The sequence below is a fragment of the Tolypothrix sp. VBCCA 56010 genome (assembly GCF_050875635.1).
In the GTDB taxonomy this organism is placed as follows: domain Bacteria; phylum Cyanobacteriota; class Cyanobacteriia; order Cyanobacteriales; family Nostocaceae; genus Hassallia.
Map to the genome: position 1 here is coordinate 15829 of NZ_JBPAOH010000020.1, position 21333 is coordinate 37161.

At 41.0% G+C, this 21333-nt stretch carries 22 protein-coding genes and 2 pseudogenes; 11 read left to right on the top strand and 13 right to left on the bottom strand.

What is annotated here, in order from left to right; translation table 11 throughout:
• Nucleotides 1–50: 50 nt before the first annotated feature.
• Together AABK37_RS09590 and AABK37_RS09595 are read right to left on the bottom strand one after the other, a co-directional pair.
• On the bottom strand, nucleotides 51–1250 hold the full coding sequence (locus tag AABK37_RS09590) for a glycosyltransferase family 4 protein (RefSeq protein ID WP_432551342.1): 1200 nt from the start codon (nucleotides 1248–1250) through the stop codon (nucleotides 51–53).
• Between the two features lie 425 nt (nucleotides 1251–1675).
• Nucleotides 1676–1903, bottom strand: coding sequence for a hypothetical protein (locus AABK37_RS09595; RefSeq protein ID WP_432551343.1), 228 nt, complete (start codon nucleotides 1901–1903; stop codon nucleotides 1676–1678).
• A 390-nt stretch (nucleotides 1904–2293) separates the two neighbouring features.
• Between AABK37_RS09595 and gloB the strand changes: the two genes are divergently transcribed.
• Nucleotides 2294–3067, top strand: a complete 774-nt coding sequence (gloB, locus tag AABK37_RS09600; protein ID WP_432551387.1) for a hydroxyacylglutathione hydrolase — start codon at nucleotides 2294–2296, stop codon at nucleotides 3065–3067.
• A gap of 7 nt (nucleotides 3068–3074) precedes the next feature.
• On the opposite strand, the gene AABK37_RS09605 is transcribed toward gloB, so the two are convergent.
• Nucleotides 3075–3242 carry a hypothetical protein gene (locus AABK37_RS09605; RefSeq protein WP_432551344.1) on the bottom strand — a complete coding sequence of 56 codons (168 nt, stop codon included), beginning with the start codon at nucleotides 3240–3242 and terminating at the stop codon, nucleotides 3075–3077.
• A 332-nt stretch (nucleotides 3243–3574) separates the two neighbouring features.
• Between AABK37_RS09605 and rplI the strand changes: the two genes are divergently transcribed.
• The 4 genes from rplI to AABK37_RS09625 all read left to right on the top strand — a co-directional run bounded on the left by rplI (nucleotide 3575) and on the right by AABK37_RS09625 (nucleotide 7514).
• The gene (rplI, locus tag AABK37_RS09610) at nucleotides 3575–4033 is read left to right on the top strand and encodes a 50S ribosomal protein L9 (protein ID WP_039752392.1); all 459 of its coding nucleotides are present in this window, start codon (nucleotides 3575–3577) and stop codon (nucleotides 4031–4033) included.
• Nucleotides 4034–4314: 281 nt separating this feature from the next.
• On the top strand, nucleotides 4315–6945 hold the full coding sequence (gene dnaB, locus AABK37_RS09615) for a replicative DNA helicase (protein WP_432551345.1): 2631 nt from the start codon (nucleotides 4315–4317) through the stop codon (nucleotides 6943–6945).
• Nucleotides 6946–7050: 105 nt separating this feature from the next.
• Nucleotides 7051–7317 (top strand): ribbon-helix-helix domain-containing protein, encoded by a 267-nt coding sequence (locus AABK37_RS09620; protein ID WP_432551346.1) that lies wholly within the window; start codon nucleotides 7051–7053, stop codon nucleotides 7315–7317.
• Complete coding sequence (locus AABK37_RS09625; protein WP_432551347.1) at nucleotides 7314–7514, top strand: type II toxin-antitoxin system RelE/ParE family toxin; 201 nt, start codon at nucleotides 7314–7316, stop codon at nucleotides 7512–7514. Before AABK37_RS09620 ends, AABK37_RS09625 begins: the two co-directional genes overlap by 4 nt.
• 275 nt (nucleotides 7515–7789) lie before the next feature.
• Here the strand turns inward: AABK37_RS09625 and AABK37_RS09630 are convergent, their stop codons facing one another.
• A complete protein-coding gene (locus AABK37_RS09630) occupies nucleotides 7790–8311 on the bottom strand; it encodes an FKBP-type peptidyl-prolyl cis-trans isomerase (RefSeq protein WP_432551348.1) in 522 nt (173 codons plus the stop codon).
• A gap of 81 nt (nucleotides 8312–8392) precedes the next feature.
• The gene (locus tag AABK37_RS09635; RefSeq protein WP_039752394.1) at nucleotides 8393–8716 is read right to left on the bottom strand and encodes a phasin family protein; all 324 of its coding nucleotides are present in this window, start codon (nucleotides 8714–8716) and stop codon (nucleotides 8393–8395) included.
• 141 nt (nucleotides 8717–8857) lie between these two features.
• Between AABK37_RS09635 and AABK37_RS09640 the strand changes: the two are divergent.
• From AABK37_RS09640 to AABK37_RS09650, 3 genes and pseudogenes are all read left to right on the top strand, one after another.
• Nucleotides 8858–9167: pseudogene (locus AABK37_RS09640) on the top strand (TIGR03792 family protein).
• A gap of 66 nt (nucleotides 9168–9233) precedes the next feature.
• Nucleotides 9234–9901, top strand: a pseudogene (locus AABK37_RS09645) (Uma2 family endonuclease).
• 872 nt (nucleotides 9902–10773) lie between these two features.
• Nucleotides 10774–11790 carry a sulfate/molybdate ABC transporter ATP-binding protein gene (locus AABK37_RS09650; RefSeq protein ID WP_432551349.1) on the top strand — a complete coding sequence of 339 codons (1017 nt, stop codon included), beginning with the start codon at nucleotides 10774–10776 and terminating at the stop codon, nucleotides 11788–11790.
• Nucleotides 11791–11866: 76 nt separating this feature from the next.
• On the opposite strand, the gene AABK37_RS09655 is transcribed toward AABK37_RS09650, so the two are convergent.
• The 4 genes from AABK37_RS09655 to AABK37_RS09670 all read right to left on the bottom strand — a co-directional run bounded on the left by AABK37_RS09655 (nucleotide 11867) and on the right by AABK37_RS09670 (nucleotide 13576).
• Entirely contained in the window at nucleotides 11867–12022 is a 156-nt protein-coding gene (locus tag AABK37_RS09655) for a DUF6887 family protein (protein WP_432551350.1), read from the bottom strand.
• Between the two features lie 39 nt (nucleotides 12023–12061).
• Entirely contained in the window at nucleotides 12062–12493 is a 432-nt protein-coding gene (locus tag AABK37_RS09660) for a PIN domain-containing protein (RefSeq protein ID WP_432551351.1), read from the bottom strand.
• A gap of 2 nt (nucleotides 12494–12495) precedes the next feature.
• On the bottom strand, nucleotides 12496–12711 hold the full coding sequence (locus AABK37_RS09665; protein ID WP_432551352.1) for a hypothetical protein: 216 nt from the start codon (nucleotides 12709–12711) through the stop codon (nucleotides 12496–12498).
• Nucleotides 12712–12913: 202 nt separating this feature from the next.
• On the bottom strand, nucleotides 12914–13576 hold the full coding sequence (locus AABK37_RS09670) for a hypothetical protein (protein WP_432551388.1): 663 nt from the start codon (nucleotides 13574–13576) through the stop codon (nucleotides 12914–12916).
• A gap of 235 nt (nucleotides 13577–13811) precedes the next feature.
• Here AABK37_RS09670 and AABK37_RS09675 point away from each other — a divergent pair, with 235 nt between their 5' ends.
• Complete coding sequence (locus AABK37_RS09675; protein WP_432551353.1) at nucleotides 13812–14006, top strand: hypothetical protein; 195 nt, start codon at nucleotides 13812–13814, stop codon at nucleotides 14004–14006.
• 31 nt (nucleotides 14007–14037) lie between these two features.
• On the opposite strand, the gene AABK37_RS09680 is transcribed toward AABK37_RS09675, so the two are convergent.
• Nucleotides 14038–14457, bottom strand: a complete 420-nt coding sequence (locus AABK37_RS09680) for a putative toxin-antitoxin system toxin component, PIN family (RefSeq protein ID WP_432551354.1) — start codon at nucleotides 14455–14457, stop codon at nucleotides 14038–14040.
• Complete coding sequence (locus AABK37_RS09685; protein ID WP_432551355.1) at nucleotides 14454–14720, bottom strand: hypothetical protein; 267 nt, start codon at nucleotides 14718–14720, stop codon at nucleotides 14454–14456. The genes AABK37_RS09680 and AABK37_RS09685 overlap by 4 nt, the downstream gene beginning before the upstream one ends.
• Before the next feature lie 647 nt (nucleotides 14721–15367).
• Between AABK37_RS09685 and AABK37_RS09690 the strand changes: the two genes are divergently transcribed.
• On the top strand, nucleotides 15368–18391 hold the full coding sequence (locus AABK37_RS09690; RefSeq protein WP_432551356.1) for a CHAT domain-containing protein: 3024 nt from the start codon (nucleotides 15368–15370) through the stop codon (nucleotides 18389–18391).
• Nucleotides 18392–18555: 164 nt separating this feature from the next.
• Here AABK37_RS09690 and hisC read toward each other — a convergent pair whose 3' ends face one another.
• Both hisC and AABK37_RS09700 read right to left on the bottom strand, forming a co-directional pair.
• Nucleotides 18556–19608: a histidinol-phosphate transaminase gene (hisC, locus tag AABK37_RS09695; RefSeq protein ID WP_432551357.1), complete on the bottom strand. Its 1053-nt coding sequence runs from the start codon at nucleotides 19606–19608 to the stop codon at nucleotides 18556–18558.
• A gap of 252 nt (nucleotides 19609–19860) precedes the next feature.
• Entirely contained in the window at nucleotides 19861–20649 is a 789-nt protein-coding gene (locus AABK37_RS09700) for an SDR family NAD(P)-dependent oxidoreductase (RefSeq protein ID WP_432551358.1), read from the bottom strand.
• Between the two features lie 299 nt (nucleotides 20650–20948).
• Between AABK37_RS09700 and AABK37_RS09705 the strand changes: the two genes are divergently transcribed.
• Entirely contained in the window at nucleotides 20949–21329 is a 381-nt protein-coding gene (locus tag AABK37_RS09705) for a hypothetical protein (protein WP_432551359.1), read from the top strand.
• Nucleotides 21330–21333: the final 4 nt, after the last annotated feature.

Consider the following 21333-nt stretch of genomic DNA (forward strand, 5'->3'; position numbering starts at 1 on the left):
ATATTACGTTTTAATAATACCGTGAAAGACACTTATACATCCATGCACTACTATATCTGTTGCATGATGTTTCCTAAGGTAGTTGTCATTGCATCAATACTGTAGTACTCCACACATCTTTTTCGAGCTAGCTTTCCTCGCTCATTTGCTTCATCTAAATGTTGGAATATGTATTGAATTTTCTCGGCTATTTCAAGAGGGCAACTTGGCTCAACTAGATAACCAGTTTCACCTAAAATATCAGGAATATCTCCTACCCGTGTTGCTAAAACTGGCTTTGCCATTGCCATTCCATCGGTTAATTTCAATGGAAACTGAGCTAAAGCTGCTGGGGTATCTCGCTGGGGGACAACAATAACGTGCGCTGCTGCCACGATTGCAGGCATTTCTGAAGATGGATGCTTTGGTAATTTAATTATCCAGCGTCCCCATTTTTCAGTGAGTTCAGCATCATAGTTATCATAAGGACTGCCACCGACAATCACCAGTCTTAAATCTGGCTGATTTAGTTTATCTAGCGCGATCAATACATCTTCAACACCTTTGTATGGTCTTGGCGCACCAGGAAACATTAAAATGCGATAGCCATTAAGTCCATAACGTGTTCTACTTTCTTGAGGATCGTAGCGTGAGGGATTAAATAAAGTAGTGTCTTTACCATTGGGCAAATAAAAGCCACCAAATCGCTCTTTTAAAAAGTGGGTGTGAATTGTAATCGCATTAGCATTTTGTGCCATCCCTTCAACCCACTTTAAATAAAGCGGATGATCCGGATATCTCAAAGCACCATCTGATTTAAAAACGTCTCTAGCAAATTGCTTAATTGAAGGGCGATATTGCCACTTATCGCCACCATGCCAACTGAGTTCCCAGTCGTCTATATCTAAAATTAGAGGTCGATGATTATTTAATTTTTTTAGCAAAGATAAACCGAAGGTTGTTGGTTTCGGTCGCATTGCATAAATAATATCACCATCAAGTTTTTTCAGAAGCTGAGAAGCTGATACTATAAATTTTGGATAGTTGTAGCCAACAAAGCTACTAACTGGAATTTCCGATTGAGGAATTACTGCTGGCTCGTCGCCAAAAACAAATCCTAAAATTTCTACTTGATATTGAAGCTTTTGGAGTGCTTGAGCTAGTAAAAATGAACGAACACCTCCACCTCCCCACCTTCCAGCTCCAGCGCTCGATAGGTCACTGACAAGTATGGAAACTTTCAATTGAGTTTTGCTTTGCTGTAAACTCACAAGACTTTGCTGTTGTTAATGTGTGCAAAAAAGTAGTAGATTCATCACACCCTTGTTTTAAAAGTAACACTTAAATATTGGTGATACGGGATGTAAAGATTTTATGTTACTTGCAAGCCGAAAAATCAAAATCAATCTAACCTTACATCTGCTACCATTTCAATAGAAAATTCACGGATAAATCAAGCTTATTTTGCTGATATATGAAAAATAATCAGTAAAATCACGGTAGCCACTCAGAAAAATATTATTGCTATTTCTGAATCTGAGCAATATTTATTAATACTTATTTACATCCATCGTTTTAATTCTTGTATTTACATCCTATAGACTTATTACTTGTTATTAAAAATAATGATAGTGGCATATTAACTTTTTTAGTGTTGACTTCTAAATAGATAAATAGCCACAATTATCTACGGATGCTACCAGTCAATTAATTTTAGCTGACCTGTCTGGATACGATCAAATACGCGATTAATTTGGCGACGGTTTACTTCGCTGACATTACCTTCAGCAAGTACGGTAGAGGTAAGCAGGATATGGTCTTGACGACTCATCTTTCCTGAGCGGAGAATTCGATCTACAATCTTTTTCACAGTTAATTTACATTGATTACTAACGTCTGTGTACGTAGAATTTTGGTAATTCATATTCCTCCGGTTGGATGCCAAAAAAAGAAAGGTAGTATTTGCTCACCCTTTTTTTGCAAAAGGGAACTGTATAGAAATTGAAAGATTTTGAAAACTAACAACTGAGAGCAAATATGTATGATTTTTGGAAATACTCAGACTTGTTCGTATCTTGACAAACACGATAACAATATAAATTTCACTTTGCATACTCTTTACAAAGGAATTCTGTCTAAAGGTGTAGATAATATATTTCCAATCAAATACGGTTGACAATCTGGAGATTATATGCGTAAAAAGTTATAATTAAAAAATAGTTAATATACTTTGTGAAGGTAACCAAAGTTAACTTAAAACGTTCGGTAGACCTGTCGCTGCTAACTCAAACATAGAATGAGGGAGGCTATTGTCATGCAGGTATTTCGTCTTGAGGCGTTATCAGACAATTACATCTTTCTGCTTTTCGAGCCAAAGCAAAATATCGCTGCTGTAGTCGATCCGGCGGAGGCTGAACCAGTATTAAAGCAACTTGCTAAACTAAACGCTAAGTTGGTGGCGATTTTTAACACGCACCATCATCAGGATCATGTTGGTGGCAATAAACACTTAATGCAAAAATTCCCGGATGTGACGGTTTATGCTGGTGCCGAGGATCGGGGGAGAATACCAGGACAGCAGGTATTTCTTGTAGAAGGTTCCCACGTTCAGTTTGCAGACAGAATCGGGGAAGTTGTCTTTGTTCCCGGACATACCCGCGCTCACATCGCTTACTATTTTCCCCCAGCGCAACCGAGTGAAACGGGGGAATTATTCTGCGGTGATACGCTGTTTGCTGGGGGTTGCGGTCGCTTATTTGAAGGAACTCCTACACAAATGGTGGATTCCCTGAGTAAACTACGCTCTCTACCGGATGATACGCGGGTTTGGTGCGCCCACGAATACACTTTAAAAAATCTTCAATTTGCCCTGACTGTAGATACAGAGAACGCCGATTTACAAAATAGATATGATGAAGTGAAGGCTTACCGCAGTCGGGGAGAAGCTACTGTTCCTTCGCTACTGGGGGTGGAGAAGCGGACAAATCCCTTTTTACGTTGGGAGCAGCCGACGTTACAATCATCTGTTAAGAGTAGCGACCCAGTACAAACCTTTGCGCGTTTGCGGGGGATGAAGGATAAATTTTAGTTAAGAGTTAGGAGTTACTCTTGTCACGCTTGTTCGCCGCTAGGTGTTCGGTGCAAGGTAGATTACCTATTAACGAACCGCCCTTCTCCCAAAGGGAGACGCTGCGCGAACGGGTTCGCCAGTCCCCCATCGTGACGGAAAGCGGAGCCACTGCGGTGGACGGGTCTCCCGGCATAAAGCAAGTGGCGTCCAAGACGGGGGCTGGACTCACAAAGGCACGAAGTACACAAAGTAAGAAAAGAAAGAAAAAGGTAGGTAATTTTGTAGCGAGAAGAAAGTAGGAGTTAATAACCTTGGACTATGGACTGTGGACTATTGACTTTGGGAAGCGGGTAGAATTTTCTTGTGGCTAATGGTTGCGATCGCACCCTACATGAAGCTAGGATCTTTAAGCTTAAAGCTATATGCTCCGATTAGCTTGTGGGAACACAGCTACAAATTATGTGAGTTACCCTGCCCAAAGCTAAGATGTGAGAGATTTTACCGGAAAAAGAGAAACGAAAAACGATGGCGAAACGCATACAGTTAGTTTTAAACCAAGATGTCAACAAGCTGGGAAAATCTGGTGACTTAGTAGAAGTTGCTCCTGGCTATGCTCGTAATTATCTGATTCCACAGAAGTTGGCAATTAATGCTACTCCTGGTATTCTAAAGCAAGTTGAACGCCGTCGCGAGGTGGAACGTCAGCGGCAATTAGAACTCAAGCAACAAGCGCTTGAACAAAAAGCAGCTTTGGAAAAAGTTGCTAGCTTGAGAATTGCCAAGCAAGTTGGTGAAGGTGAAGCGATTTTCGGTACTGTCACTACTCAAGAAGTTGCTGATGCAATTAAAGAAAGTGCAGGACTAGAAGTAGATCGACGCGGTATTACTATACCTGATATTAGCCAAACAGGTACTTACAAAGCTGAAATTAAGCTGCATTCGGAAGTAACCGCGCAAATCGATATTGAAGTCGTATCTAACTAACAGCTTTTTGATTTTAAACCACAGATACACACTCTGTTAATTTGTGTTGGTCTGTGGTTCTAAAGTTTGCTGTTGAATGTTTAGCAAATTGTCGCGCTTGTAAGTGGGTGAAATTAAACTTCAAACAACGTAGTGAGCGGTAAACCGCTCAAATCAAGGTTTTAAGGGCTGTTAGCGAAGCTTTCCCGTAGGGTAGCCCTTACTACAAAGGAATGCCCATCTACACCTGATTAAAAGGGATTTTGAGATATAAAATCCCAAATATATATATAAAATTATTTATGGCAGAAGAACTAAGTTTTCAAGGTGATGGAAGCGATCGCTTACCACCCCAAAACATCGAAGCGGAAGAAGCGGTTTTGGGGGGAATTTTATTAGATCCTGAAGCGATCGGACGAGTTAGCGAAAGTCTTATTCCAGAAGCTTTTTATATTAGCGCTCATAAAGACATTTATCAAGCAGCGCTGCGTCTCCACGCTCAACATAAACCCACGGATTTGCTGGCGGTGATTAATTGGCTAGCTGACCATGATATGCTTGCCCGCATTGGTGGCAGAAATAAATTAGCCTCTCTTGTAGATCGCACCGTTTCCGCTGTTAACATCGACGCTTTAGCATCGCTCGTAACAGAAAAATATCTCCGGCGTCAGTTAATTAAAACTGGTAATGAAATTGTCCATCTCGGTTTCCAGACAGAAACCGAATTACCAATAGTTTTCGATCAAGCAGAACAGAAAGTTTTCAACGTAACTCAAGAACGTCCGCAATCAGGTTTAATTCACATTGAGAACATTTTAATTAATGCTTATCAGGATATTGAAGATCGTCATCAAGGAGTAGCTTTACCGGGTATTCCCTGCGGATTTTATGATTTAGATGCGATGACAACCGGCTTTCAGCGTTCTGATTTAATCATTGTCGCTGGCAGACCGTCAATGGGAAAATGCTTGCATGAAAATGCGGAAATACTTTTGAGTGACGGGAGTATCTCAACTATTAAAGAAATATATCATCGTCAGCAAGCTGAGTTAATAACTTTAGGAGATGATTGGAAATTTCATCTAACTCAAGCTTCAGCCTTTGTTGATGATGGTATTAAACCGATTTTTGGTGTTACTACTCGCTTGGGACGATATATTGAAACTACTATCACCCATCCTTATTTAACCATCAATGGATGGCGACAACTTTCAGAATTAAGAGTAGGCGATAAAATTGCTGTACCTCATAAAATCGATGTATTTGGTACAGAAACTATCCGCGAATGTGAAGTTAAATTATTGGCATATTTCATAGGTGATGGGTGCTTGACAGATTCCACACCAGAATTTACTAATATTAACTCTCGCATTCAAAATGATTTTACCTACGCTATTACCAGCTTTTCAGATAAGTTGAAAGTTAGGATAGAAATTAGGAGCGATGCCTGCGGCGGGCTACGCCTACGCACACCAATACTTACGGCTGCGATGTGTCAAGGGCAAAAGAATCCTTTAACAACATGGTTGGAAAACATAGGGTTATGGGGCAAAAAAGCTGATGCCAAAATCATTCCGCAAGTTATTTTTAAATTGGAGCGATCGCAAGTTTCTTTATTCCTCAATCGTTTGTTTGCAACCGATGGATGGGCTACATTACTTACAAGCGGTCAATCGCAATTAGGCTACTGTACTGTCAGCGAAAAATTAGCTAGACAAATACAACATTTATTATTGCGATTTGGAATTATTGCCAGTCTGAAAAAACGCTCTGTGAAATATAAAGACACTCGCAGACAAGCTTGGCAATTAGATATTACTGATGCCCAGAGTATCAAAACTTTTATCTCAGAAATTGGGATTTTTGGCAAAGAAGAAGCATTAACTAAGGTCGCAGATGCAATATCTAAAAAGAGATATCAAACAAATCGTGACCTCATTCCAATAGAAATTTGGCAACAGATAACAACAGCTAAAGGTAATGAACCTTGGACTCTTTTAGCTCAACGTGCCGGAATTCAAGGGTATTCAAATATCCATGTTGGTAAACGTGCTTTATCACGAGAAAGACTGTGGATATTAGCAAGTACTTTAGAAAATTTGCCACTTCAGCAGTTAGCAGCGAGTGATGTGTACTGGGATGAAATAGTTTCCATTGAATCGATGGGATGCAAACAAGTTTATGACTTAACAATCCCAGAGACACACAATTTTGTCGCCAATGATATTTGTGTTCACAATACCGCTTTCTGTCTCAATCTAGCTCATAATGTTGCTACTTCTTATAAATTACCCGTTGCTTTTTTCAGTTTAGAAATGTCAAAAGAGCAATTGGTACAGCGATTATTAGCTAGTGAAGCGCAAATTGAAAGTGGTTATTTGCGGAGTGGACGCATTAGCCAAACTCAGTGGGAATCTTTAAGCCGTGCTATTGGTATACTCTCAGAAATGCCAATTTATATTGACGATACGCCGAATATTACAGTTACACAAATGCGGAGTCAAGCGCGACGTTTGCAAGCAGAAAAGGGAACAGAATTAGGATTAATTGTCATAGATTACTTGCAATTAATGGAAGGTGCGGGCGATAATCGCGTACAAGAATTATCTAAAATTACGCGCAATCTCAAAGGTTTAGCTCGTGAATTAAGTGTGCCAGTTATTGCTTTATCTCAGCTAAGTAGAGGTGTGGAAGCGCGTACTAATAAGCGTCCGATGTTGTCTGATTTAAGAGAATCGGGTTCGATCGAGCAAGACGCCGATTTAGTTATTATGCTTTATCGAGATGAATATTATACGCCAGATACACCCGATCGCGGTGTGGCAGAAGTGATAATCGCTAAACACCGCAATGGTCCCACAGGAACTGTGAAACTTTTGTTTGACCCGCTGTTTACTAAGTTTAAAAATTTAGCTAAACCAAGTAATTATTAATTGCGGTAAAAAGAATTAATCATAAAAATACCTAGCACCTTGGTTGAACACTAAGAGTGTTGTTATAACAAGGTTAAAGCTGTAAATAAACTAAAAGTAGAAATCATGAATATCCAACTAAAACCTGAACTAGAGCAAATTATCCAAGCGCAAATTGCTACAGGTAGATACGCAAATGCCGAAGAAGTACTTAGTAAAGCCTTGAAGCTGCTATTAGACTGGGAAAAAGGTTATCAGCAGTGGGTAGAAGAAACACGACAAAAAGTTGAGGTTGCGATTGTTCAGTTGGATAGAAAAGAAGGTATTGATGGGGAAGTTGTAGTTGAGCAACTACGAGAAAAATTGCGTAAAGCGAGAGAAAAGCAAGGATGAAACAACATATTATCTCTCCAGAAGCAAGCCAAGATTTAGAAGAAATTATTGATTATTTTGCTAGTATAAATATTGATGCTGGAGAGCGTTTTGTTGATGAGTTTGATAAAAAGTGTAAATATTTAGCTAATTTTCCCAATATGGGACGGAGTTACGGAAATATTAAACCTGATTTAAGGGGGTGTTCCTTTAGATGATTACATTATCCTTTACCGAGTTATAAACAGTGAAGTTGAAATTGTGCGTGTAATTAGTGGTTATCGAAATTTAGAGTCTTTATTTACAGAATCAAACGAGTAAGTTGTTGATTAAAGGTTAGTAGTTGGTTGAATTTCCCACCAACTACGCTTTCAGTAGTATTAAGTTTGGGAACGCGGTAATTGGGAACGTGCGAATTGGAAAAAACCCATTACCCATCACCAATTACCCATTACCCATTACCCATTACCAATCACCCATTACCCATTACCAATCACCCAACCTTCAGCAATTCCACATCAAAAAGCAGGGTAGCGTTAGGTGGAATGACACCACCAGCACCACGCGCACCATAACCTAACTCTGGGGGGATGATTAATTTGCGACGACCGCCTACTTTCATAGTGCTAAGTCCTTCGTCCCAACCTTTGATGACTTGTCCGACGCCGAGTTTAAAGTCGAAGGGACGGTTGCGATCGCGTGAACTATCAAATTTTGTACCATCTTCTAAAGTGCCGGTGTAGTGTACTGTCACCTTTTGTCCGGTTTTAGGAGTGTCACCAGTCCCCTCTACTATTTCGACGTACTTCAATCCAGAGGGGGTAGTGACGGCATTTTCATCAGCCATAGTTTTGCTCGCTATCAGAATATTGTTTTCAGTTACAGTAGTGGACGCTGGTGTAGTTTCACTCAAAGGTGCAGCAACAGATGTATTCTGTTTTCCGCCAACTTGAGCCAATACTAAAACCACTACACAGACCAGCATGAAACCCACGCTAAGTAAAATTGCTTTCATTCATCAGTCCTCCCTACATACGTGGTTTAGGATTCTTGTTTACCAGTAGGACAAAACTTAGTTTAAATCAGAAAGCGCATCCTAACGCCAGAGCTTATTTTCTAAATCGCGAATTTGACGCTCCAGACGATCAATTCTACCGCGTAGTTCGTCCACTTCTGACTGGCGAGCAACACCCAAATCCTGCATCATATTTCGCATTTGCCGTTGCATGTTGCCTTCAAAGTTGCCCTGTTCGGACTTTAACTGCTGTGCAATATCATCGATTACCGCTTTGGCTTGTTCGGGATTCAGCTTGCCATCTTTGACCAAATCATCGCCCACTTGCTTGAGTTTGTCTGCTACCAAAGAGGTTGTACCAATACCAACCATTAATAATTGTTGCACCCAATTGTTGTTGTCCATATTTTTTTCCTATTACTTTTTTTAAACAAGCCGATTCTTGCTTTTGTGTGTAGGTAATTAAAGCTATGCTAAAAACAAGCGCTATTTTAGCCTACAGCTCTATTTTGGCAAATTTGCACTATTATATAAGGAATTAAAGGTGTGGTTATCGAACTACTCAAGGTGAAAATACCGCCCAAACTGCGAGAAAAATATATTCAAACATAATGCAGAAATATGGACAGCAGCGCTGGCTAAGTATCCAGGATTTATCGCTTCATAGGTTTGGATCAACCCCAACGATCCCACAGAAGTTGTGCTGATAATTCGTTGGCAAACTCGCGAACATTGGCACGCTATACCCAAAGTTGATTTAGAGGCGATCGCGAAGACGTTTGATGCAGCAATGGGAAAATCTTATCCTATTGTCGAGTCCGCTGAATATCAAGTGCGGAAATTTCCCCATTCCTAAAAGCTGTGCCTCTACTAGAAGAGAAAATCGTTATAATCATCTTCGAGTTTTACAAAAAAACCAGCCATGTTATTTAATCTGCCGAGGTACTTGCCTAGAACCGAAGAACTACCCGATGACGAAACACCTGTAGATAACGAACTGCAATAATTAATACCAGGGTTGTTGAAAGCAATACTGCTGATACTTTGGTCAGAGCGCATGGACTGGTTTTTTGGCGTAGATATGGGTATTTATTATCACCACGATAACCGCCGATTGTACCAGATGGATTTCTCAGCTTAGGGGTAGAGCGCGTTTATGAAGAATTACGCCCCAGTTATGTACTGTGGGATGAAAATGTTATTCCTATTTTGGTGCTAGAAGTAGTTTCTCAAAATTATCGCAAAGAATACAGCACCAAATTAGATGAATATGCAGCTTTGGGTGTACTTTATTATGTAATTTATTCATCTCGCCGTCGCCGCAAACCGCGTTTGGAAGTGCATCGGTTAGTTAATGGTAAGTATGAATTACAAGAAGGAAATCCCGTTTGGCTACCAGAGATTAATTTAGGAATTGGTTGCGAACGGGGAAATTATTGCGGGGTGACGCGAGAATGGATGTATTGGTATGATGAGCAGTTGAAACGATATCCCACACCACAAGAACGAATTAAACAAGCAGAACAACGATCGCAAAAGATGGCGGAACAATTGCGATCGCTTGGCATAGATCCTGATACTCTTGAGTGAAGTACCCCACCGCATGGCGGATGGGGCTTCGCGTCTCATTTGCCGTTGCTCTGTTAGGTACATTCATTGCTGAATGTTCGTCACTGAAGACGATCTGAGTCTGACACAGCATCTCTGGTATTGCTACCTTTATCCCTCGTGGGAACCCGCGCAGCCGCCCCTCTTCCAGGGGCAGATAACTGTTTCGTACAACAAGGCTTGGATTATATTTCACAGTCGGACGTAACCTGACTAACCAGCGGTCTTGTTCTTTCCTCCTTTCTCACGCTCTTAGTCGAGGCTGTGCATATTACTGCTACTGTAGCCGTTTGTTACGAGTCGTGTGAGTGGGTCATCGACCAGTACTATAATAGCATCAATATAGTACCAAATGGCAACTATGAAAGCGCTAAATATTCGTTTTTCTGATCAAGAACATAAGGACTTGCAAAACGCTAGTCAACAGGTTGAAAGATCTATTAACGAGTTGGTTCGTGAAGCAGTCAGGGATTATTTGCTAAAGTTGAGGGCATCGAACCCTCAACTTTAGCACAGCACACCATCCCCACCGCGTGGCGGATGGGGAATTCCGCGAAAATGCGTTAACAATGATGTCTTTTGACTTGCCGCTTTACTCAGACTAATGTATACTCTTAGTCAAAATTTCACACATATTTTACGCTCTCACGTTATTGGATAGTGGTTAATTGATAGTTGAAGCGTTGGTAGTTGCATTTTTGACGCTCCCAACAACAAAGCTCCTACTAACCAACAACCATTAACCACTATCTACTTTCAATCTTATTAATCTAAAAGCACCTGTGTGTGATATATGTATATAACACCGTTAACGTACCTGCGAACGGGTGATTAGTTGCAGAGGTGCAGAATCAGTGGGCATTGTAGTTGAAAACGTATCCAAGCAATTTGGCAGTTTCAAAGCGGTTGATGATGTCAATCTGGAAATTAAGAGTGGCTCTCTTGTGGCTTTGCTTGGACCGTCGGGTTCGGGAAAGTCTACGCTGCTGCGGTTAATTTCCGGTTTGGAAATGCCGGATAGTGGCAAAATATTTCTCACTGGTAAGGATGCCACATATCAAAGCGTGCAAGATCGCAATATTGGGTTTGTATTTCAGCATTATGCTTTGTTTAAGCATCTGACTGTACGGAAAAATGTTGGCTTTGGTTTGGAGCTTCGCAAAGCACCGAAAGCGAAAATTAAAGCGCGGGTAGAGCAGTTGTTGGAGTTGGTGCAATTAAGTGGATTAGGCGATCGCTATCCTTCGCAACTTTCTGGCGGTCAACGACAACGGGTAGCATTGGCACGAGCGCTAGCTGTTGAACCTAACGTTTTATTACTCGATGAACCTTTTGGCGCACTTGATGCGAAAGTCCGTAAAGACTTACGCGCATGGTTACGACACCTCCATGATGAAGTACATGTTACCACAGTTTTTGTCACTCACGACCAAGAAGAAGCGATGGAAGTTTCCGATGAGATTGTGGTGATGAATAAAGGACGTGTGGAACAGGTAGGAACACCAGCATCCATTTACGATCATCCAGCTTCGGCGTTTGTGATGAGCTTTATTGGACCTGTGAATGTGTTGCCGAGTTCTTCGCGGATTTTCCAAGGTAACGGATTTGATTCGGCAAACCCAGAAATGTTTTTACGTCCGCAAGATGTAATTATAGAAACTTCTCCCAACGGTTCAACTGCACCAGCTAGGGTAAGCAGGTTGATACATTTAGGTTGGGAAATTCAGGTAGAATTAACTTTAGATGATGGACAAGTGGTGACAGCGCATTTAACACGCGATCGCTTTGACCAATTGCACTTGGAACCACAACAGCGAGTGTATGTCAAGCCTAAAGATGCAAAGTCTTTCCCGCTTTATTATTCGATTTGATTGGGGTGTAGAAGCGAGCGATCGTTGCTAAATATTTTGATCGAGTTTCTCACAGAATAGCTGCTAGCACCTTTGCTTACCAGTTTGGATCGTCAAATTTAATTACAACTTTATCAGGTCGAGAATGCCGCCTATCCATATAGGTGTAAAATGCTTCTTGGTCATCCCGATGCGCTAATATATAGCGTTTTAACTCTTGGTCACTCATTGCAGCGTAGTTAACTTGGGTCATGACTCAAAACTCCCGTCTAACTTAACTTCAAAAATCCTTTCATTTAAACGGATTTACAATCTCTAATTGACCTGTTACTATTAATCCATCCTGCATATCTTCAGAATAGAGAACACTCGCTTCTGCTACTAAAGCACTAGCAACAATCAAACCATCCCAAAAAGATAAATTATATCGACTGCGAATATCCGATGCAGATTCTAAAATAGTCAGGTTAAATTCTATTACAGTGCAACGACGATAAAGCGATTGAATTACAGCTTTGATTTGGACTTCGTTAAAAGCTGCTTTCTTCAGCAAATTGCTAGAAATTTCATTCACAACCTGGGTGCTGATAATTATTCCTTCACCCTCTGTAATTGAAATAGCGATGTTACGCTTTATTTCTATTTCTGCAACCTCCATCTTTTTGTTGTCAAACAAACGATAAAGCCAAATATTCGTATCAATAAAAGATGCATCATCACTCATAATTATCGGTTGTAAATTTCCTCACGGTTGAGTACATCATCTACTTGAATAGGGTTTTCAGTCAATTCATCAATAATGTCTCTTTGTCGAGATGATTTTTTTGTGACTAAAACAATTACTTTAACATCATCTCCTTCACCGAGTTCTTGTTTGTACTCTTCAGGAATCTGAATTAAACCATTTTGAATTTTTGCTTGAAACTCAATTGCATTTAGCATATGACAGTCTCTGTTATATTCTTGATACAACTCAATTTTAGTATTTTGCGTAAAACCGAGCGCGTTTTTAAACGCAGAGGGACGCAGAGTAAGCGCAAAGTAACGCAGAGTTTTTCATAATTTAATATTAAACGTAAAATGGCGATCGCCACAAAGTTGATCGCCATATATTTATCAAAGCTGTATCCGCAATAAATTAAACTTAATTTGCTGCTTCTTCCACGAATTTTATCCGCCCTTGCTGATATGCTAAACGTAAAGCTATAGCTTCCGCGACGATTTGTTGTGGTAATAATCCCTCTTCATCCATCATCTTTTGTAGCGTGGTTCCGGTTCTTTCATCTACTTCATGAATTGGGGGAATTTGACAATATCTAGCGCCATTTTTCGTGCGACGCCAAATACTGGGTTTTTGCGGTTTTGGTTGCTTGGGAGTGCGGTGCTTTTTAATTAACTCGCGTACCGCAGGTTGGGAAATTTCTGCTAAATCCAGCAATTGATCGAGTACTAGCTGGTATTTATTGCTATTTTGTGCTAGTAAAAATATTGTTGCTGGTTCGATGGGTGCTAAATTATCCGGAGAGAATTTTTCAAAAGCTGCTGCTACCTTCAGATATTTTTTCTCTTCACCTGAAAAACCATACTGTGAAAGTATTTGTTTATACTGTCTTTTCGAGTGCGTCTTTTTCAAGTCAGCTAAAAAGAAAGCATAACGTAGAATAGTTTCGGTGGCATCAGACAGCGCTCGAAAGTAGAAGTTTTTCGCGTCAACGCTTCTATTTTCTTCAGCGTATTGCTCAATCGAAGTTTGAGCAATTGCCCGATCAACTTTGGTTGCAATTGCACCTTTCTCTTGTGTCTTCAGTAACATGAGACTAAATATTTAGGTAGGTGTGAGATGATTAATTTGATGGTGAAGCCTTACCCCTGCGGGAAATTCAAATATTTTGAACCTTAGAATAGACTTAGGGGTGGTTGAAACAAAGATTTTTTTATAAAATAATCTGAGGTATTAAGAGGATGACGATCGCCTTTACTCATTTGTCGTCGATTCAAACTAGAACAATTGTACTACAATATTAGCAAAAAAATCTCCATGCGTGGGAAAAGTTTGGAGAAATAATCAAAGCTTTATATATGTGCGGTTTGGGGGTGATGGTGTCGCTGATATGTTGCAGGCGATCGTCCTCATTTTACCAAAAACCCTCGTAGAGACGTTCCGCCGGAACGTCTCTACAATCGTGTGGAATGGGGTTGGGGGTAAGGGAGTGCGAGAATTTGAAACAATGAAATAGCTTTGGGTACAAAATATGAGATTATAAATAATTAATCTGAAAAATAAGAATTGAGAAAATCTTGTACTGTCAAAATTGGAATTCCATTAAATTCAGTCAGCACAAGTAAATCTAAATCACCAGTAATAATTATCTCGGCATTTGCAGCAATAGCCGCAGCGAGAACTATTGTATCTTTAGGATCGCGCAATTGAGGAGCATCTACAGAGATAGTTGGACAAAACTGTATTACATCTTTTGTGGCATTGATTACATCTTCTACTTTTAAATTTAAAGACTGAATTTTAGACTGAAATTTTGTGCGACGTAGAGTAGTTTCTAGTTCCAGAAATAAAGCTTCAGAAGCATATATAATGATTTTCCGTTCTTCTGCCAGTATCAAAACTTGATCTGGAACTCCTCCCCAAAGTAATGCGGAAATCCAAACATTAACATCAACTACAACCCTCATTTTTCAGTCCAAAGTTCTTGGCGTACTTCCTTGACGATTTGACTAATTTCTTCGAGCGTTGGTTGGTTTGGATCTGAACCAGCTTCTATCACTCTTTGTCTTAATTCTTTCAGTGTCAAGCCTTTGTGAGTTTTTTTAAACACAATTTCATCTTCTTTAACGAAAACTTCATATTCAGTATCAGGCTGAAGCTTCGCTAACACCTCCTGCGGAATTTCTAGTTTTCCATCAACTGTCACTTTGGCAATCATACCTGTGTTCATGATTTCGTCCTTCTAGCTTAGAACTAATTTTATCGCTTTCCCCCATCTCGTCATATGATGTCCGACAAATCACCCATAAGATGTCTTGGCAATACCCTGCAATGCCAAAACATCGCGATGTTAGGTTAATACATCGCCATGTTAGGTTAATACATCGCAATGTTAGGTTAATACATCGCAATGTTAGGTTAATACATCGCAATGTTAGGTTAATACATCGCAATGTTATGTTAATACATCGCAATGTTATGCCAATACATCGCGATGTTATGCCAATACATCGCGATGTTATGCCAATACATCTCGATGTTATGCCAATACATCGCGATGTTAGGTTAATACATCGCCATGTTATGTTAATACATCCCCCTGCATTTAAAAACGCGATCGCTTTGGCGGAGCCTCTCGTAGAGAAGCGTTTCTTTTGGAGAATCGCTCATACACTCATCCTGTACAAAGTACATCCCCCACCTCGTTACAAAATTAGAAACGGATCGCATATCTATTTGAGAATGCCTGTAAGATAACAATCAAACTTCAGTAATTTATCTGAAGTCAATTAAATCATTTGCTCATATCGCATTCACAAGATCCCCGACAACTTTACGAAGTCGGGGATCTGAAGAATAACTTATTGAGGCTGAACAATGAATAAAGGTGCAAAGTCTCAGCGGATTTTCTGGTGCTTGCTACCCAGTTTTACCCGCTACAGTTTAATTTTATTACTCAATGGTGTCTTTTTATCAACCGTGGCAGCGACTCGCAGCACGAGTGTGCAGATAGCACAGCGATCGGAAACTCCTTCTACTCAAGCAACTCGCGCAGCGGCGAAACGCCTCTATGTTGAGGGATTTCAACTGCTTAAGCAAGGCACAGCAGAATCACTGCGACAGGCACTTGAGAAATGGAAACAAGCACTACCCTTATTGCGGCAAGTGGGCGATAAAGCGGTGGAAGCTGCCACACTCAACAATATTGGCTTTGTCTACAACGATTTAGGCGACAAGCAACAAGCCCTGAACTATTACAATCAGTCACTTCCCTTATCGCGGCAAGTGGGCGATAAAGAACGGGAAGCTACTACTCTCAACAATATTAGCTCAGTCTACAACGATTTAGGCGACAAGCAACAAGCCCTCAACTTCTACAATCAGTCACTACACTTGTGGCAAGAAGTGGGCAATAAAGCGTGGGAAGCTCGCACCCTCACAGGTATTGGCAGAGTCTACAACGATTTAGGCGACAAGCAACAAGCCCTCAATTTCTACAATCAGTCACTACCGTTGTGGCAAGAAGTGGGCGATAAAGCGGCGGAAGCTACCACACTCAACAATATTGGCTTAGTCTACGACAATTTAGGCGACAAGCAACAAGCCCTCAACTTCTACAATCAGTCACTACCCTTGTCGCGGCAAGTGGGCGATAAAGCGGCGGAAGCTGCCACTCTCAACAATATTGGCTTAGTCTACGACAATTTAGGTGACAAGCAACAAGCCCTCAATTTCTACAATCAGTCACTACCCTTGTCGCGGCAAGTGGGCAATAAAGCGGGGGAAGCTGCCACACTCAACAATATTGGCTTAGTCTACCACGCTTTAGGCGACAAGCAACAAGCCCTCAATTTCTACAATCAGTCACTACCCTTGTCGCGGCAAGTGGGCAATAAAGCGGGGGAAGCTACCATCCTCACGGGTATTGGCTTAGTCTACAACAATTTAGGCGACAAGCAACAAGCCCTCAATTACTACAATCAGTCACTACCCTTAAGGCGGCAAGTGGGCGATAAAACAGGGGAAGCTCGCACTCTCAACAATATTGGCGGAGTCTACAATAGTTTAGGCGAGAAGCAACAAGCCCTCAATTACTACAATCAGTCACTACCCTTATCGCGGCAAGTGGGCAATAAAGCGGGGGAAGCTAGCACCCTTTCTAATATCGCTTCTGTAGAACGCGATCGCGACAATCTCCAACAAGCCCTGACTCAAATTCAAGCAGCAATAAATATTATTGAAGATTTACGCACTAAAGTTGATAGCCAAGACCTGCGAACATCTTACTTTGCCTCTCAACAGGGCGTTTATAAATTCTACATCGACTTGTTGATGCAACTGCACAAAAAAGAGCCATCAAAAGGATATAACGCCGAAGCACTCCACGCCAGTGAAAGTTCTCGCGCCCGTGGTTTAATTGAACTGTTAACCGAAGCTAGAGCAAATATTCGTAAAGGCGTTAACCCCCAACTCCTGGAAGAAGAAAAGCGCTTGCAATTAAAAATTGAAGCTATAGGAAAACAAATACAAGAGTTATCTAACAAACCACAAACGGAAACCGCAGAAGAAAACTTTAAAAAAGAACTTGAAACTCTCCTCACTCAACAGAAAGAACTACAAACCAAAATCCGCACGAATAGCCCGAAATACGCAGCGCTGCAATATCCCCAACCATTGACTTTACCGCAAATTCAGCAACAACTCGATAAAGATACCCTATTATTAGAATATTCCTTGGGTGAAGAACGCAGTTATCTTTGGGCTGTAACTCCCAACTCTATCGACAGCTACGAACTTCCCAAACGGAAAGAGATAGAAAAAGCAGCCACGGAATTTAGACGCAACTTGCAACAAAACGCAGCAGGGGACTTAACAGCTTTATCTACTTTATCTGCAACTAAACTGAGTAAACTCATCCTTGCACCTGTAGTTGACAAGTTAGGGAAAAAGCGCTTAGTCATTGTTGCTGATGGGGAATTACAGAAGATTCCCTTTGCGGCATTAAATGACGTAGAGACCAGACAGCAAAACGTCTCTACAAAACGCCCTATTTCCCAGACAGAGGTTTATCAACCCCTAATAGTCAACCATGAAATAGTCAACTTACCTTCAGTAACAACAATTGCTAACCATAGACTTGACTTAAAAGGACGAAAAAGCGCACCCAAAACCCTCGCTATACTTGCCGATCCGGTATTTGAAGTTAATGATACGCGAATCACTGGCAAACCTACAAGTATCGTTCCTAACCTCGACCTTCGCGCTCAAATCGAACAATCTGACTTGAAGCGGGGAGCGAAAAATCTCAATCGCTCACGCTGGGAAAGAATTAAAGGTACACGCACTGAAGCAAATGCAATTTTAAACCTCGTACCATCTTCTCAACATCTCCAAGCTTTTGATTTTGATGCTAACTACAACTGGGTAACAAATAAGCAACTTTCTCAATATCGCTTTTTACATTTTGCTACCCACGGCTTTGCTGACCCCATCAACCCAGAATTATCAGGAATTGTCTTATCTCTGGTAGACAAACAAGGTAAACCCGCTAATAAAGGTTATCTGCGACTAGGTGACATTTTCAATCTTGACTTTGCAGCGGATTTAATCGTACTTAGTGCTTGTGAAACCGGTTTAGGCAAAGATGTCAACGGTGAAGGATTAGTAGGCTTGACAAGAGGATTGATGTATGCAGGTGCAGAACGTGTTGCCGTGTCTCTTTGGCAAGTTGACGATGCGGGGACGGCAGAATTTATGCAAGAATTTTACACGCTTTTGTTGAAGCAGGGCAAGTCGCCTACGGTTGCTTTGCGTGCAGCACAACTGAAGTTCTGGGAAAATTCAAGTTTGCAAAATCCTTATTATTGGTCTGCTTTCACTTTACAGGGTGAGTGGCGTTGAGGTGCATCTTTACGCCCGCAGGCTAGAAGCCTGGGGCTATACGAACAAAGCCTGCCGACCCAGGCTAAAAACCTTATTTTTCCGTAGTCCGCGTAGGCGGACTTGGTTCGTTTAGCTGCACCCTTCTAGGGTGACGGGAATGTGGTGTAAGTGAGCGCGATCGCCTACTTTATCAAATTACTCAACGTCTCCACCAAAACTTGATTTTGCTCATCGGTGCCAACTGTAATCCGTAATTTATCATTAATTCCAGGCTGGGGGAAATAGCGTACCAAAATTCCCCTTGATTTCAAGCTTTTATATAGATATTCGGCATTTTTTTCTTTCGGCTGTACCAGCAAAAAGTTAGCTTGAGAATCCCATACTTGAAAATTCAACTGTCTCAAGTCTGCTGCTAACTTTGTGCGCGATCGCTTAACTTTTTCTGCACAAGCATTTTTATAAGCTTGATCGCTTATCGCCGCTGCCCCAATTTTACAGGCGATCGCATCAATATTATAGCTATCCTTCACTTTATACAATCCACTCAGCAACTGCGGATTTGCGATCGCAAATCCCAAACGCAATCCTGCTAACGAGTATCCCTTAGAAAGTGTGCGAATAGCAATGACATTCTCAAATTCTGCAACCAAAGAGAGTGCATTCTCCTCAGCAAAATCTACATAAGCTTCGTCAATCACCAAAACCCCAGATAAATTACTTGCTAATTTCCGCAGTTCATCAGTTGAAACCACATGTCCCGAAGGACTGTTAGGAGAAGCAATAAATGTTACAGAACCATTAGCATCAATCAATTCTGCCAAAGGTAAGCGATAGTCGTCAGTGTAGGGAATTTCGATAATTTCCGCTGATTGCATCTGTGTCAGCGTACTATATAATACGTAAGTAGGCGTAGGATAAACTACTTTGCGTCCTGGTTCTGCACAAGCGCGAATCACCAAATTTAACACCTCATCACTGCCATTTCCGACAAGAATCCAATCAGCAGGAACTTTCAAAGCTTCACTTACAGCGCGTCGAAACTCCTGTGCAAACGGATTTGGATAGCGTCGCAACGATTCCGCATCAAAGTTACGCAGCACCTCCAACACTGCCGGTGAGGGAGGATAGGGGTTTTCGTTGCTGTTGAGTTTGATGATTTGGCTATTAGGTTGAGGCTGTTCACCAGGAACATAGCCAGCCATTGCATCAATATTCGCACGGAAGTATTCATTCATTGGTTGAGATGCTATCTGGCAAATTTTATTATCCTACAGGACTTACGCAGAAATCTCTCAAACTCTTGTTTCTCTGTGTTCTCTGCGTTCTCTGCGGTTCGTCGCATCCGTGAAAGAGTGCGTAAGTCCCGATCCTATAGGACTTACGCTCATATGATGGAATTAAACGAACCGCAGAGGCACAGAGTTCACAGAGGAATGAGGAAGAGAGAATTTTGCTTAAGTCCTAATTTTAATAGAAGGAAACAACGCTTACCATCCTTGTTCAGTCGGTCGAATCAGGATTTCGTTAACGTTAACGCGCTGCGGTTGGGTGACTGCGTAAACGATCGCCGCAGCAACATCCTCGCTTTGCAGTGGTGTGATAGAGTTGCGCCTTTCTATGGTACGCTGTTTAGCGATCGCATCAGTTATATGACTGTCTATTTCTGTGTCTACCATCCCAGGTTCAACGATGGTAACGCGGATATTGTCTTTGTATACTTCTTGCCGCAACGCTTCGGAAAAACCGTTGATACCCCATTTTGTCAAATTATAAACACCGATGCCCGCCCGCGCTGTCCTACCCGCCACTGAGGAGATGTTAACGATATGCCCCGCTTTTTGCGCTTTAAATATTGGTAGAGTAGCATGAGTCACATAAAGCACTCCCAAAAGGTTAATGTCTATCATCCGTCGCCAATCTGAGGTATCCGCGCCATCAATATCACCAGCTAATGCCAAGCCTGCATTATTTATCAGTATATCTACGCGACCGTAATGAGCATGTACCTTTTGCACCAAATTCTTCGCTTGAGTTTCGTCAGTCAAATCGGCAACAATTGGCAAAGCCTCGCCACCACTAGCTTCAATGCGTTGTGCCAATTTATCTAAGAGTTCTCCACGTCTTGCGGCGATCGCCACTTTTGCCTTTTCTGCGAAGAGTGCGATCGCTGTGGCTTCACCAATCCCTGATGATGCTCCGGTGATAATTGCTACTTTATTATCTAATTTACCTGCCATAAATACCTCCTTGGGAATTGGGCATTGGGCAATGGGCATTGGGCAATGCCCTATAAATATCAGTTTTAAAACTAAAATTTGGAAATCTTGTGACTATGAAGAATGCGAAATTTTGCACTTTTTTTGACATTATCACGATACGCTGACATATTTTTCATAAATTACTTAATTTGTGAGATTTTCCTGACTTAAATAAAGAAAGAAAATCGTAATGTTAAGTAACAGTTAATTTAAGAATCAATATTAAATATCAATGTATTAAAGCTATACTTATGACTGATGAAAAAATATGTCAATATAGCTTAAGTTAAATCTGGTTAAAAGGAGTATAAGTAAAAATGGTTTTCACAACATGCAAATACGCTGTGGGTATATTCTCAATTCGTCAAGATGTCGAAGCTGCCCTTGGTGAACTGAAAAACGCAGGTTTTTCTTTAGAGAAAGTATCTTTGTTGACTAATGCCTGGATTAAAAGCGCAATGGGTGAAGAAGACAGTATCAGTAGTGCTTTAGCAAAAAGGGGTATTCCTGAAGAAAGAGCCAAATTTTATAAATCTCAATTGTTCGAGGGTAATTTTTTACTCGTATTAGAAAATGTCAAGGATGAAATAGACGATGCGAAAGCGATTCTTCAGCAACGGGGTATTCAAGAGTGGGGTGTTTATCATAAGAAAGTTAGATCCGGATGGGGAAAGAAAGGTAATAAAGTAAGTGTCTAACAAA